The 13,399-nt window shown below is 60.8% G+C and carries 13 protein-coding genes; 12 read left to right on the top strand and 1 reads right to left on the bottom strand.

The annotated features are described in order from the left end of the window. Positions 1-65: 65 nt before the first annotated feature. The 3 genes from ACQKPC_RS06620 to ACQKPC_RS06610 all read left to right on the top strand — a co-directional run bounded on the left by ACQKPC_RS06620 (position 66) and on the right by ACQKPC_RS06610 (position 3,313). Positions 66-2,189, top strand: a complete 2,124-nt coding sequence (locus ACQKPC_RS06620) for a TonB-dependent receptor (RefSeq protein WP_427623727.1) — start codon at positions 66-68, stop codon at positions 2,187-2,189. Between the two features lie 325 nt (positions 2,190-2,514). After that, positions 2,515-2,778 carry a PepSY domain-containing protein gene (locus ACQKPC_RS06615; RefSeq protein ID WP_007900892.1) on the top strand — a complete coding sequence of 88 codons (264 nt, stop codon included), beginning with the start codon at positions 2,515-2,517 and terminating at the stop codon, positions 2,776-2,778. 7 nt (positions 2,779-2,785) lie between these two features. Continuing rightward, a complete protein-coding gene (locus ACQKPC_RS06610; protein ID WP_427623724.1) occupies positions 2,786-3,313 on the top strand; it encodes a cytochrome b/b6 domain-containing protein in 528 nt (175 codons plus the stop codon). A 68-nt stretch (positions 3,314-3,381) separates the two neighbouring features. Here ACQKPC_RS06610 and ACQKPC_RS06605 read toward each other — a convergent pair whose 3' ends face one another. Further along, entirely contained in the window at positions 3,382-5,058 is a 1,677-nt protein-coding gene (locus ACQKPC_RS06605; protein ID WP_427623722.1) for an MFS transporter, read from the bottom strand. Positions 5,059-5,421: 363 nt separating this feature from the next. Here ACQKPC_RS06605 and ACQKPC_RS06600 point away from each other — a divergent pair, with 363 nt between their 5' ends. The 9 genes from ACQKPC_RS06600 to ACQKPC_RS06560 all read left to right on the top strand — a co-directional run bounded on the left by ACQKPC_RS06600 (position 5,422) and on the right by ACQKPC_RS06560 (position 13,398). Next, complete coding sequence (locus ACQKPC_RS06600; protein ID WP_007900901.1) at positions 5,422-6,093, top strand: GntR family transcriptional regulator; 672 nt, start codon at positions 5,422-5,424, stop codon at positions 6,091-6,093. Positions 6,094-6,206: 113 nt separating this feature from the next. Beyond that, complete coding sequence (locus tag ACQKPC_RS06595) at positions 6,207-7,139, top strand: 4-hydroxyproline epimerase (protein WP_008013051.1); 933 nt, start codon at positions 6,207-6,209, stop codon at positions 7,137-7,139. Next, positions 7,136-8,251 carry an NAD(P)/FAD-dependent oxidoreductase gene (locus ACQKPC_RS06590; RefSeq protein ID WP_427623720.1) on the top strand — a complete coding sequence of 372 codons (1,116 nt, stop codon included), beginning with the start codon at positions 7,136-7,138 and terminating at the stop codon, positions 8,249-8,251. Before ACQKPC_RS06595 ends, ACQKPC_RS06590 begins: the two co-directional genes overlap by 4 nt. Next, positions 8,244-8,480 (top strand): (2Fe-2S)-binding protein, encoded by a 237-nt coding sequence (locus ACQKPC_RS06585; protein ID WP_063340377.1) that lies wholly within the window; start codon positions 8,244-8,246, stop codon positions 8,478-8,480. Before ACQKPC_RS06590 ends, ACQKPC_RS06585 begins: the two co-directional genes overlap by 8 nt. After that, positions 8,477-9,733: an FAD-dependent oxidoreductase gene (locus ACQKPC_RS06580; protein WP_427623719.1), complete on the top strand. Its 1,257-nt coding sequence runs from the start codon at positions 8,477-8,479 to the stop codon at positions 9,731-9,733. The genes ACQKPC_RS06585 and ACQKPC_RS06580 overlap by 4 nt, the downstream gene beginning before the upstream one ends. A 71-nt stretch (positions 9,734-9,804) precedes the next feature. After that, positions 9,805-10,554 (top strand): helix-turn-helix domain-containing protein, encoded by a 750-nt coding sequence (locus ACQKPC_RS06575; protein WP_427623718.1) that lies wholly within the window; start codon positions 9,805-9,807, stop codon positions 10,552-10,554. A 469-nt stretch (positions 10,555-11,023) separates the two neighbouring features. Next, complete coding sequence (locus tag ACQKPC_RS06570; protein ID WP_427623716.1) at positions 11,024-11,383, top strand: DUF6124 family protein; 360 nt, start codon at positions 11,024-11,026, stop codon at positions 11,381-11,383. Between the two features lie 467 nt (positions 11,384-11,850). Then, positions 11,851-12,210 carry a DUF6124 family protein gene (locus ACQKPC_RS06565; RefSeq protein WP_427623714.1) on the top strand — a complete coding sequence of 120 codons (360 nt, stop codon included), beginning with the start codon at positions 11,851-11,853 and terminating at the stop codon, positions 12,208-12,210. Positions 12,211-12,579: 369 nt separating this feature from the next. Beyond that, positions 12,580-13,398, top strand: a complete 819-nt coding sequence (locus tag ACQKPC_RS06560; protein ID WP_007903735.1) for a transporter substrate-binding domain-containing protein — start codon at positions 12,580-12,582, stop codon at positions 13,396-13,398. Position 13,399 lies beyond the last annotated feature (1 nt).

Below are 13,399 nucleotides of genomic sequence, written 5' to 3'. Positions count from 1 at the left end.
AATGATATTTATTTACTTACAAAAGGTAATCGTTATCATTAGCGCAATAACTAAAAAAGGAGCTCATGGTGGCTTTACCGCGCATTTACCCGGCCTCTCTCTCATTGCTGGGGCTTTTTGCAGTACCTGATTTGCAAGCAGAAACCCAATCGGCATTGGCCCTTCCTGCAACCGCTGTGACCAGTGATTACAGCGAGCAGAGTTACAGGCCGACCGACAGCCGCAGTGCGCTGAAAATCGATGCGCCGCTGCGGGATATCCCGCAAACGGTGAACGTGATCCCCCAGAGCGTGATCAAGGATCAGGGCGCACAGTCGATGGAAGACGTGTTGAAGAACGTCCCCGGCATCGGTCTTTCCAATGGCGATGGCCAACGCGACCAAGTCACCATTCGCGGCTTCAGTGCCATCGGCGACATGTACGTCGACGGCGTTCGTGACGACGCGCTGTACTTCCGCGATCTGTCCAACGTCGAGCGCGTGGAAGTGATCAAGGGGCCGGCAGCGGTGCTCTATGGCCGTGGCTCATCCGGTGGCCTGATCAATAGCATCAGCAAGAAACCCAACTTCACCCCCAAACAGGAAGTGGGTGTCAGCTTCGACAGCGAGGGTAAAAAGCGCACGCAGTTCGACGCTGGCTGGGCCGATCAGCAGCAAAACGACAAGGCATTCCGGGTGACCGGTGCGCTGGAGAACAGTGACACCTTCCGCGATGACGGTTATATCGATCGCAAGGCCATTGCGCCTTCGGCCTACTTCAAACTCTCCGACGATCTTGAGCTGAACCTGGGGGCGACGTACCTCTACGACAAACGCTTGATCGACTTCGGCATTCCCGCGCGGGGCGATCGCCCGGTCGATGTCGATCGGGACAAGCGCTTCGGTTCCGCCGACCCGGATGACGATTACACCCGCAGCGAAGTGTTTTCGTTCACGGCCGGCGTCGACTACCGCATCAACGACGACTTCACCCTGAGCAACACCAGCCGCTACTACCACTACGATCTGGATCGCAACAACACACTCGCCGACTCCAGCCGGACCCGTTTCGTCACCGCGCCCAACGGCGAGCTGTTGGTAAAGCTCAATCGCGGCAATGTGCAGCGCAAGGAAGACGGCTGGTTCAACCAGACCGAACTGAAACAACAGGCCACGCTGGCCGGGATGAACCACAACTTGCTCTATGGCGTGGAGCTGGGGCGTCAGGTCAAGGATCAATCCGTCTTTAGTCAGAACAACGTAGCGCGGGTCCCGGTGTACCGCGATGGCTTGGTCGACGTACCGTTCCAGGCCAACCGACAAACCGCCAAGGGCACCACTACCCAGGACACGGCCGGTTTCTACGTCCAGGATCTGATCGAACTGACCCCGCAATGGAAAGCACTGTTGGGCGTGCGCTATGACGTGTTCGACCAGCAATATTCGGATGACCTGACGGGTGCCTCAATGTCCCGGACCGACAACACCTGGAGCCCGCGCGCAGGCCTGGTCTATCAGCCTGATCAGGTTCAGTCCTACTACATTTCGGTGAGTCGCTCTTATCAACCCTCCTCCGAAGTCTTCGCCCTGAGCACTACCAACCAGGACCTTGAACCGGAGCAAACCACCAACTTCGAGATCGGCGGCAAGTGGGACCTGCTCGACAATCGCCTGGCGTTGACGGCGGCGCTGTTCCGGCTGGAACGCACCAACATGAAAACGACCGATCCGGCGAACCCGACCAAGCTGGTCCTGTCGGGCGAGCAGCGCACCGACGGTCTTGAACTGACCGCCAGCGGGCAGTTGAGTGACAAGTGGCAGGTCTATGCCGGTTATGCCTATCTGGACGCCGAGATCACCAAGTCCAACAACCGAACCAATGGCGTCGCCAACGAAGGCCAGACACCAACGTTGACCCCGCGTCACAGTGCCAACCTCTGGCTGGTGCGCTCGCTGACCAACACCTGGCGCGTAGGCATGGGGGCGAACTATGTCGATGACCGTTACACCGCCCTGGATAACCAGGTGGTCATGCCCGCTTACACCACCGTCGACGCGGCGTTGCTCTACAACTTGCCGAAATGGGACATGGCGCTGCGCTTGCGCAACGTCTTCGACAAGGACTATTACGCCTCGGCCCATGGCTCGGTAGACCTGATCACCCCCGGAGCACCGCGAACTCTGGAGCTGAGCACCAACTACCGGTTCTGAGTGGAAACCTGAAAGCAAATGCCCTGCCTTCCAGGCAATGCTAATCAAGCACTGTTCCTCAGTCATGCTTACCTTTGTGGCGAGCGAGCTTGCTCGCGTTGGGCTGCGTAGCGGCCCCAAAGATCTGACAACAATCGTCGATTTTTGTGAGTGCTACGCACTCAAGCGGGAGCAAGCTCCCTCGCCACAGGTGTCGGTGACTCAAGACTCTCTTCAGTGAATAGCAACATCGTGACAACGATTCAAAGCTCGACTAACCTTCAGCGCGCACAAAGTGATTGAGAATCTCTCGCGTTGTCAGACAACAATATTTAGAGGAAAACCCATGCGTAAACTTCTGTTGCTCTCGCTTCTTGCCGCCTCCCCCTTGGCTTTCGCCGGAACTCAATGCACCACAGCCGACAAGGCCCAATGGCAGGACCAGGCCAAGTTTCAGGAAGATCTCAAGGCCAAGGGCTACAACATCAAGAAGTTCAAAGTCACGAGCGGCAATTGCTACGAGATCTACGGCTGGGACAAAGACAAGCGCAAAGTCGAGATCTACTTTGACCCGGTCACCGGCAAAGTCGTGAAAGAAGAAATCGAATAGGCCCCCTGTGAAAGCTGAAACCCTGCGCCTCTGGGACCCGCTCGTACGTATTTGCCACTGGTCCCTGGCGGTTGTCTTCATCAGCGACTACTTCCTCAATGAGGAAGGAGACGGCTGGCATCGCTGGCTCGGCTATTACGCCGTAGCTGTCGTGCTGGTGCGCGTGGTGTGGGGGTTCATCGGCCCGCCATCGGCGCGTTGGTCAGACTTCTGGCCGACGCCGACGCGGGTCGTTCAGCATGGCCGGGCGCTGTTTTCCGGCAAGGACTATCACCGCATGGGGCACTCGCCCATCGGTGCACTGGTGATGGTCCTCATGCTGCTGTTGATGACCGGCCTGGGTATCAGCGGTTTCTTGATGGAAGAAGTGGACTATTTCTGGGGCGAAGACTGGCTACGTGATGTTCACGAGTTTATGGCCAATGCACTGCTCACATTGGTTTGTGTGCATATCGTCGCAGCGTTGGTGGAAAGCCTGCGTTTGCGTGAAAACCTGCCTCTGTCGATGATCACTGGCCATCGTCGTAAGCGCTAACGCTCAAGCACGCTCCCCCACGCAAAGGTTCTTGCCCTCTCCCCCACGGGAGAGGGCGGGGGCCAACCCTATGTGTGATGTATTTCCCGATCCTTGGTTTCCGGCAGGAAGAACGTGCCAAGAATGGCCGTCATCACGGCGATGACGATCGGGTACCACAGCCCGTAGTAGATATCCCCCGTGGCCGCGACCATGGCGAACGCCACCGTGGGCAGAAAGCCGCCGAACCAGCCATTGCCGATGTGGTACGGCAGCGACATCGAGGTGTAGCGAATGCGCGCCGGGAAGAGTTCCACCAGCCAGGCGGCGATCGGGCCGTAGACCATGGTGACGTAGATCACCAGGATAGTCAGAAGCAACAGCACCATCGGATAATTGGTCTTGGCCGGGTCGGCCTTCTCGGGGTAACCGGCGTCCTTGAGGGCGGTGCCGAGGGTAGCGACGAAGGCATCGTTGCGGGCCTTGAAGTCGGCGGCCGGCATGCCGGTGCCCTCGAAGCTCTGGATCACCTTGTCGCCGATGCGGACCTGCGCGATTGCACCTGGCTCAGCCTTCTCGTTTTTGTAGGGTATGGCCTTCTTCGCCAGCACGGTCTTGGCAAGGTCGCAGGAGCTGGTGAATTTGGCCTTGCCCACCGGGTCGAACTGGAACGAGCACTTACTCTGATCGGCGATCACCGTGACCGGGTTCTTCTCCTGCGCGGCGAACACGTCGGGGTTACCGTATTGGGTCAACGCGTGGAAGATCGGGAAGTAGGTCAGCGCCGCGATAATGCAGCCGGCCATGATGATTCCCTTGCGGCCGATGCGATCGGACAGGCTGCCGAATACGATGAAGAACGGCGTGCCAATCAGCAGCGAGCCGGCAATCAGATAGTTGGCGGTCTGCGGGTCGATCTTCAGCGTCTGCAGCAGGAAGAACAGCGCATAGAACTGCCCGGTGTACCAGACCACCGCCTGGCCGGCGGTACCGCCAAGCAACGCCATGATCACTATCTTGAGGTTTTCCCAGCGGGCGAAGGATTCGGTCAGCGGCGCCTTGGACGACTTGCCTTCTTCCTTCATCTTCAAGAACACCGGTGACTCGCTGAGTTGCAAGCGGATGTACACCGAGACGATCAGCAGCAGGATCGACAGCAGGAAGGGAATCCGCCAGCCCCAGGCCTCGAAGGCTTCGGTGCCGAGAATGGTGCGGCAGGCGAGGATCACCAGCAGCGAAAGGAACAGGCCGAGGGTCGCGGTGGTCTGGATCCACGAGGTGAAGTAGCCGCGCTTGCCTTTGGGCGCATGTTCGGCCACATAGGTCGCCGCACCGCCGTACTCACCGCCCAGGGCCAGGCCTTGCAACAGACGCAGGGTGATCAGGATGATCGGTGCCGCCACGCCGATGGTCGCATAGCCGGGCAGAAAGCCCACTACGGCAGTGGAGATACCCATGATGACAATGGTGATGAGGAACGTGTGCTTGCGCCCGATCATGTCGCCCAGTCGGCCGAAGACGATGGCGCCGAAGGGGCGTACGGCGAAGCCGGCGGCGAACGCGAGCAGCGCGAAAATGAAGGACGTTGTCTCATTGACGCCGGCGAAGAAGTGCTTGGCGATGATCGCGGCGAGGGAGCCGTAAAGGTAGAAGTCGTACCATTCGAACACGGTGCCCAGGGACGAGGCGAAAATGACCTTGCGCTCCTCCCTGGTGATCCCGTGGTGGGGCGCGCTGCCTGTGGTCGTATTGTCGATTGCGGCCATGATTGTTCTCCGTCTTGCTCTTGTTATAGGCCGGAGTACTTCATTATTTTTTTACCGCACCCAGGCCCTAGGGCTATGTCATCGGATTACGGATTGCGCAAAGCATGCAAACAGGCTGACGGCCTCGCATCGCTGCAAGGTTTCTTGAAGCATAATCGGCTTCGCGCAGATATCCACTCGGCCATCCCGCCCAGACCCGGGCCGACGCGCTGCCGAATGACTATTCAGGCCCGTGAAATCCCACGCGAAGCGTCTGGGTGGCGCCCCGCTGATGCCTGTATCTTCGGGCGGCCATCGCCTGGAACTTCGCAGCGAAAGAATTTCGTATACCCTATCGCCATCTCACTCCAAACGACCGCTGCCGTGAACCTACCCAAACTCAACGCTCCCGACCTTGGCAATACACCTTCGACCTCGGAAATCATCACCCGTCATCTGCGGGACGCGATCGTCGCCGGGCATTTCGCCGAAGATGAGCCGATTCGCCAGGATGACATCGCCCGCCAGTTCAACGTCAGCAAGATTCCGGTGCGCGAGGCCCTCAAGCGGCTGGAGGCCGAGGGGCTGGTGATGTTCCAGCGTAATCGCGGGGCAATGGTCACGCGGGTTTCCGATGCCGAACTGGCGCAGATGTTCGAAGTGCGGATGTTGCTGGAGGACAAGATACTGCGCCTGGCCATTCCCAACATGACCGAAGAAACCTTCGCCCGTGCCGAGCGTATCTGTCAGGAGTTCATCGGCGAGGACGACGTGGGCCGCTGGGCCGAGCTCAATTGGGAGCTGCACGCTTGCCTTTACGAGCCGGCGCAACGGCCGTTTCTGGTCAGCCTGATTCGTTCGGTCAACGATAAGCTGGAGCGCTACTTGCGCATGCAGATGAGCCTGTCGGCCGGCAAGGAACGGGCTGATCACGAGCACCGTGAGATCATCAAAGCCTGTCGTGCCGGGGATGTGGATCTGGCAGTAAAGCTGTTGGACGAGCACATTGCCGGGGTCTGCAAGACCCTGTTCGAGCACCTGCCTCACGCGCACTGACCGCTAGAATGCTGTGCTGATTTCGTCATCGGCACAGGATAAATCCATCAAGCCGACACCCCGCTGCACAGGCCACTCTTTCGTTCACTCATCTGAACGGACGTGGCCCTCCCATGAAACGCATCACCGTGATCGACTCCCACACCGGCGGCGAACCGACCCGTCTGGTGACCGCAGGCTTTCCTGACCTGGGCACCGGCAGCATGGCCGAACGCCGCAAGCTGCTCGCCGAACATCACGATCAATGGCGCGCCGCTTGTGTGCTGGAACCCCGTGGAAGCGACGTGCTGGTGGGTGCCTTGCTCTGCACGCCTGTGGACCCGAGTGCGTGTGCCGGGGTGATTTTCTTCAACAACACCGGCTACCTGGGCATGTGCGGCCACGGCACTATCGGCCTGGTGGCGTCGTTGGCGCATCTGGGCAAGATCAGCCCCGGCGTGCATCGCATCGAGACGCCGGTGGGTACGGTGCAGGCGACCCTGCACGAAGATCATTCAGTGAGTGTGCGCAATGTGCCAGCCTACCGTTACCGCAAGGCGCTGGTGTTGCAGGTGCCAGATGTCGGTCAGGTGGTCGGCGATATCGCCTGGGGCGGTAACTGGTTTTTCCTGATCGCCGAGCATGGCCTGCGGGTGGCCGGCGATAACCTCGACGCGCTGACCGCTTACACCTACGCCGTGCAGCAGGCACTGGAGGCCCAGGGTATTCGTGGCGAAGACGGCGGGCTGATCGACCATGTCGAGCTGTTCAGTGATGACGATCACGCCGACAGCCGCAACTTCGTCCTCTGCCCCGGCAAGGCTTATGACCGCTCACCGTGCGGCACTGGCACCAGTGCCAAACTGGCGTGCCTGGCAGCGGACGACAAACTGCAACCGGGACAGATCTGGCGCCAGGCCAGTGTCATCGGCAGTGAGTTCGAAGGCTCTTACGAATGGCAGGGCGAGCGCGTTGTGCCGACCATTCGCGGCCGCGCTTTTATCAGCGCCGAAGCCAGTTTGATCATCGAACAGGATGACCCGTTCGCCTGGGGCATTCGCCCATGAACGAGGGCCTTGTGGCCGATGTGATCGTGATCGGCGCCGGCATCATCGGCGCCGCCTGTGCCCAGGCGCTGGCCCGTCGTGGCTTGCAGGTGCTGGTGCTGGACGCCGGCCTGCACGGCGCGACGGCGGCGGGCATGGGCCACCTGCTGGTGCTCGACGATAACCCGGCCGAACTGGCCCTGAGTCAATATTCCCTGCAACGCTGGCGCGAGCTGGCACCGGACCTGCCCGACGGCTGCGCCTACCGCAACAACGGCACGCTGTGGCTGGCGGCCAACGCCGAGGAAATGGCGGTCGCCCATGGCAAATACCTGAACCTGCAAGCCCAGGGCGTGGCGTGCGAATTGATCAGCGCCAGTGCCTTGAGCCAGCGTGAACCGGAACTGCGCGAAGGTCTGGAAGGCGGTTTGTTGATCCATGGCGACGGCATTCTTTATGCGCCGGCGACAGCCAACTGGATGCTCGACACGCCGAACATCCGTCAACGCCGGGCGCGGGTCAGCGCGGTCGATGACAACCGCGTCTGCCTCGATGACGGTCGCTGGTTGAGTGCCGAAGCGGTGGTGTTGGCCAACGGTATTCAGGCCAACGAACTGTGCCCGGAGTTGCCCATCGAGCCGAAAAAAGGTCACCTGCTGATTACCGACCGCTACCCCCGCACCGTCACCCACACCCTGGTGGAACTGGGTTACGTCACCAGCGCCCACAACGCCACGGGACCGTCGACGGCCTGCAATATTCAGCCGCGCCCCACAGGGCAATTGTTCATCGGTGCCTCGCGCCAATTCGGCACTACCGACCCGCAGGTCGAAGGCTGGATGCTGGCGAAAATGCTCAAGCGCGCCGCCGAGTACATGCCGGGGCTGGCCCGGCTCAACGGCATCCGCGCCTGGACCGGCTTTCGCGCCGCTAGCCCCGACGGCCTGCCGCTGGTTGGCCAACACCCGCAGCGCCAAGGCTTGTGGCTGGCCGTCGGTCACGAAGGGTTGGGCGTCACCACGGCCCCCGCCACGGCCGACTTGCTGGTGGCGCAACTGTTCGATGAAACCCCGCCGCTGCCCGCTCAACCCTATCTGCCCCAGCGTTTCCTCGGAGAACCTGTCTATGCCTGAATTGCTGCTGGATGGCCGCGCCTTGAAGGTGGCCGAGGGCACCAGCGTCGCCGCTGCCTTGGCGTTGGGCAGCGACGGCTGCACGCGCACGTCGGTCAGTGGTCAGCGCCGTGCACCGCTGTGCGGCATGGGCATCTGCCAGGAATGCCGGGTGACCATCGACGGCCGGCGACGCTTGGCCTGCCAGACTTTGTGCCGAGACGGCATGCAGGTGGAGACACGCTCATGAACGAATACGCCGATCTGCTGATCATCGGTGCCGGCCCCGCTGGCATGGCCGCCGCCCTTGCCGCCGCACCCAGCGGCGCACACATCGTCGTGCTCGACGACAACCCGCTGCCGGGCGGGCAAATCTGGCGTGACGGCCCTCAAGCCAACGTGCCCGACCAGGCCCGTCGCCTGCGTGAGCGTTTGCAGGCTTGCAGCAACATCCGCCATCACGCCGGTACCCGGGTGATCGCCAGTCCCGGTCCGAAACAACTGTTGGTCGAAGATGATGACGACGGCTGGTTGATCAGTTACGACAAACTGATTCTGTGCACCGGCGCCCGCGAGCTGCTGCTGCCCTTCCCCGGCTGGACATTGCCCGGCGTGACCGGGGCCGGTGGTTTGCAGGCGCTGATCAAGGCGGGTGTGCCGGTGCAGAGTGAGCGTGTGGTGATCGCCGGCAGCGGCCCGCTATTACTGGCGAGTGCCGCCACCGCGAAAAAACATGGCGCCCAAGTACAACGCATCGCCGAGCAAGCCTCGCGCACCGCCGTCGCCGGTTTCGCCGCGCAACTGCCCCGCTGGCCCAACAAGCTGATGCAATCGTTCAGCTTGTTCGACCGCCATTACCGAACCGCGACTCATGTGCTGGCCGCCCTCGGCACTGACCGACTGGAAGGTGTGCGCCTGCAACAGCAAGGCAAAATCGTCGAACTGGCATGTGATCGGCTGGCCTGTGGTTTCGGTTTGATCCCGAACATTCAATTGGGCCAGGCACTGGGTTATGCCATCGAGGGTCAGGCGTTGGCGGTGGATGCCTGGCAGGCCAGCAGCCGTGCCGATCATTATGCGGCAGGTGAATGCACCGGGTTTGGTGGGAGTGAACTGGCGTTGGTCGAAGGTGCAATTGCTGGTCACGCGGCGGTCGGAGACCTTGAAGCGGCCCGCCAATTATGGCCGCGCCGGGCACGCTGGCAGGGTTTCGCCAGAGCGCTGAATCAGGCATTCGCCCTCGCCCCGCCGCTCAAGTCCCTGGCCCAGCCCGACACCCTGGTCTGCCGCTGCGAAGACGTGCCTTACGCCGCATTGGCCGGGCACACTGACTGGCGCGAAGCCAAGCTGGCCAGTCGCTGCGGCATGGGCGCCTGTCAGGGCCGGGTGTGCGGCGGTGCGGTGCAGCACCTGTTCGGCTGGCAACCTTCGGCACCCCGCCCCCCCTTCAGCCCGGCGCGAATCGAGACCTTGATGTGCCTGGACGACACCCCGCCGACCTGATTCCCCCTCGGGGGTTTCGGCCACGCTGTCGAGCCTCTATGATCCCGGGGTCGCCATCAGACCCCAGCGCCATGTATCCCTCGCTCAGCACTTTCAAACCCTGCGACCTGCCAACGCTGCTGAACAGCCTGCAGCCGATTGCGCCGCTGCTCGATACCCTCTCGGATGTGGTGTTTTTCATCAAGGACAGCGAAGCCCGCTACGCCTTCGTCAACCAGACTTTGGCCCGGCGTTGCGGTTTCAAACATCGCGAGGAGCTGCTGGGGCGCACCGCCGAAATGGTCTTCCCGGAACGCTTCGGCCCGCTGTACACCGAACAAGATCGACGGGTATTGTCCAGCGGCCGCGAACTGGCCGACCAACTGGAGCTGCACCTGTATTACGGCAACCAGCCGATCTGGTGCCTGACCCACAAACTCGCCTTGCACGATGAACAGGGTCAGATCGTTGGCCTGGCCGGGATCTCCCGCGATCTGCAATCACCCCAATCCAACCACCCCGCATTCCAGAAACTCGCCGCCGTGGATGCACACATCCGCAGCCACTTCGCCCGCGCCATCAGCCTCGCCGAACTGACCGCCATCGCCGGTTATTCCGTGGCGCAACTGGAGCGTCACTGCAAACGGGTGTTCCAGCTCACCCCACGGCAGATGATTCACAAGGCGCGCCTGGAAGAAGGTTCGCGGCTGTTACTGCACACCGACCTGCCAATCACCGAAATCGCCCTGCGCTGCGGCTACACCGACCACAGTGCCTTCAGCCGACAGTTTCGTGCCTTGACCAGCCTGTCCCCGAGTCAGTTTCGGGATAATCAGCGCTAAGGATCGTTCCCACGCGCAGCAAAGGAATGCAGCCCGGGACGCTCCGCGTCCCACTCTCTAAAGCCGAACGCAGAGCGTCCGTTGAGGCATTCCCACGCAGAGCGTGGGAACGATCAACAGGCGATGTTTAATCGACACTTCCAGACACTCACCCAGGCTACACATCCTTGCGCCGTTGCCTACGACTACGCCAGAATCCGCCGGCTTGTGTGCCTTGAGGCCGGGCTCTATCGTTTCCGGGTCGCTGACGAATCAGCGATCGGATTTGACCGTCCGAATCAATCAAGGCGCGCCAGCGTCCAAGACCTAATTCAGGCATTGTCTGAAGTATCGTGTCGCGGTGGCTGTGCGTGGGACACCTTCGGGTGTGCCGGAGTCCTTGATGTCCGGTCGGTCAACCCGCGTACAGCTGCCACCTTGTTCGTTTGACCGCGAACGGCGGTAGCTCCAGTCATCAAGGAGCTTCACCATGTTCAAACCGACACCCAACCCACCTGAAACAGATCCAACATCCCCCTACGAATCCCTCGATTCCAAAAAACTCAACGAAGCCGCCGACCGCGCCCTCGATCACTACCTCAAGCCCTCCATCCCCAAAGACACCAAGCGCAAACCCAGCACCATTTACCATGTCGGCACCGAGATCGATAACGAAACCCTGCTGGTCAACGCCTGCGAATCCCTGGCGTCAGCGAGCATGATGCTCAGTGAGTTCGCCGGGTTGATGGACATGCCACATCGCAACCTGATGTTGGGGATTCAATCGGTGGTCATGCTCGGTGAGCTGGCGGTGAACCGGGTGCTGGATAACCTCGACCCGCGAGGTTAGCGAGGATGATCGTTCCCACGCTCTGCGTGGGAATGCAGCCCGGGACGCTCCGCGTCCCTTCCAGAGCCGAACGCAGAGCGTCCGTTGAGGCATTCCCACGCGGAGCGTGGGAACGATCAGCAGGCGATGTTTAAACGACACTTCCAGACACTCACCCAGGCTACACATCCTTGCGCCGTTGCCTACGACTACGCCAGAATCCGCCGGCTTGTACGCCAAAGGGCCGGGCTCTATCGTTTGCCTGTCGCTGAAAAACAGCGATCGGGTTTGGTAGCCCGGTTTTCTGGCGCATAGCGCAACCTAATACAGGGATTTTTTTGTCCTCTGTTTTTATGGTGGCTATGCGTAGGGCGCCCTTGGGCGCGCCGGGTTGCCAGATGACCGGTCTACCAACCTGCGTATGGCCGCCACCCATTCGTTTGGTAGCGAGGGTGATGGCTCCATTTTTATTATCTGGAGTTCCATCTATGTTCAAACCTACACCCAACCCACCGAAAACCGATCCAACATCCCCCTACGAATCCCTCGATTCGAAAAAGCTCAACGAAGCCGCCGACCGCGCCCTCGATCACTATCTCAAGCCCCCCATCCCCAAAGACACCAGGCGCAAACCCAGCACCATTTACCATGTGGGTGCAAAGGTCGATAACGAAACGCTACTGGTCAACGCCTGCGAATCCCTGGCGTCAGCGAGCATGATGCTCAGTGAGTTCGCCGGGTTGATGGACATGCCACATCGCAACCTGATGTTGGGGATTCAATCGGTGGTCATGCTCGGTGAGCTGGCAGTGAACCGGGTGCTGGATAACCTCGACCCGCGAGGTTAGCGAGGATGATCGTTCCCACGCTCTGCGTGGGAATGCAGCCCGGGACGCTCCGCGTCCCTTCCAGAGCCGAACGCAGAGCGTCCGTTGAGGCATTCCCACGCGGAGCGTGGGAACGATCAGCAGGGCCCGGTGTTCCTTAAAGGGGCGCCCCGCACAACCATTGCTCCCATCTGTAACACCTGCCGTTGCGGGTCCAAGCCTCCACGGCATCACTCCCCTCCAGTTGCGCCACCGCAACACCTCTACTTCAAGGCCTGACACTAAATTCGCGCCTCGGCCTGGAAATGGGCACGTTGATTGCTATTGTTAATATCGTATACGAAATCCCCAATACGATATCCAACAGCACTTCACATCAACGAGGCCTCTATGAAAAACCCCGCATTTGCCGTAGCCCTCAGCGCTGTTCTCAGTACCTCCTTCATCGCCACCGCACAGGCCGACAAGCTCGACGACATCATCGGTTCGGGCAAGCTGCGCTGCGCCGTGACCCTGGATTTCCCGCCCATGGGTTTTCGCGATGCCGGTAACAACCCGGCCGGTTTCGACGTGGACTACTGCCATGACCTGGCGAAAATCCTCGGGGTCGATGCCGAAGTGGTCGAGACGCCGTTCCCGGACCGCATTCCGGCGCTGGTCTCCGGCCGGGCCGACGTGATCGTCGCCTCTACCTCCGACACCCTCGAACGGGCCAAGACCGTCGGCCTCACGGTGCCCTACTTTGCCTTCCAGATGGTGGTGCTGACCCGCGACGACACCGGCATCAACAGCTTCGATGACCTCAAGGGCAAACCCGTGGGCAACACCAGCGGCACTTATGAGGCCATCGCCCTGGAGAAAGACGTGAAGAGCTGGGGCACCGGTACCTTCCGCGCCTATCAGTCGCAAAACGACACGTTGCTTGCCGTCGCCCAAGGCCATATCGCCGCCACCGTGGTCACCAACACCGTGGCCGCCGCCACTCTCAAGTCGGGCAAATACAAAAACCTGAAAGTCGCTGGTAACGCGCCGTACGTGATCGACTACGTTTCCCTCGGTGCCAAGCGCAACGAGTATGGCCTGCTCAATTACCTCAACCTGTTCGTCAACCAGCAGGTGCGCACCGGTCGTTACAAGGAGCTGTTCGTCAAATGGGTTGGCACTGAAATTTCGCCGACCAACCTGACCGTGCCACAGGTCTACTACTAAG

It is taken from the genome of Pseudomonas sp. NPDC089918 (assembly GCF_050280605.1).
In the GTDB taxonomy this organism is placed as follows: Bacteria; Pseudomonadota; Gammaproteobacteria; order Pseudomonadales; family Pseudomonadaceae; genus Aquipseudomonas.
Note: the sequence above shows the minus strand (reverse complement) of the source record. Positions and strands in the feature narration are given on the sequence as shown.

Excerpts from the sequence above, each read along its gene's own strand:
- ACQKPC_RS06620 (WP_427623727.1), top strand. The coding sequence starts at position 66 with ATGGTGGCTTTACCGCGCATTTACCCGGCCTCTCTCTCATTGCTGGGG.
- ACQKPC_RS06615 (WP_007900892.1), top strand. The coding sequence starts at position 2,515 with ATGCGTAAACTTCTGTTGCTCTCGCTTCTTGCCGCCTCCCCCTTGGCT.
- ACQKPC_RS06605 (WP_427623722.1), bottom strand. The coding sequence starts at position 5,058 with ATGGCCGCAATCGACAATACGACCACAGGCAGCGCGCCCCACCACGGG.
- ACQKPC_RS06595 (WP_008013051.1), top strand. The coding sequence starts at position 6,207 with ATGAAACGCATCACCGTGATCGACTCCCACACCGGCGGCGAACCGACC.
- ACQKPC_RS06590 (WP_427623720.1), top strand. The coding sequence starts at position 7,136 with ATGAACGAGGGCCTTGTGGCCGATGTGATCGTGATCGGCGCCGGCATC.
- ACQKPC_RS06585 (WP_063340377.1), top strand. The coding sequence starts at position 8,244 with ATGCCTGAATTGCTGCTGGATGGCCGCGCCTTGAAGGTGGCCGAGGGC.
- ACQKPC_RS06580 (WP_427623719.1), top strand. The coding sequence starts at position 8,477 with ATGAACGAATACGCCGATCTGCTGATCATCGGTGCCGGCCCCGCTGGC.
- ACQKPC_RS06575 (WP_427623718.1), top strand. The coding sequence starts at position 9,805 with ATGTATCCCTCGCTCAGCACTTTCAAACCCTGCGACCTGCCAACGCTG.
- ACQKPC_RS06570 (WP_427623716.1), top strand. The coding sequence starts at position 11,024 with ATGTTCAAACCGACACCCAACCCACCTGAAACAGATCCAACATCCCCC.
- ACQKPC_RS06565 (WP_427623714.1), top strand. The coding sequence starts at position 11,851 with ATGTTCAAACCTACACCCAACCCACCGAAAACCGATCCAACATCCCCC.
- ACQKPC_RS06560 (WP_007903735.1), top strand. The coding sequence starts at position 12,580 with ATGAAAAACCCCGCATTTGCCGTAGCCCTCAGCGCTGTTCTCAGTACC.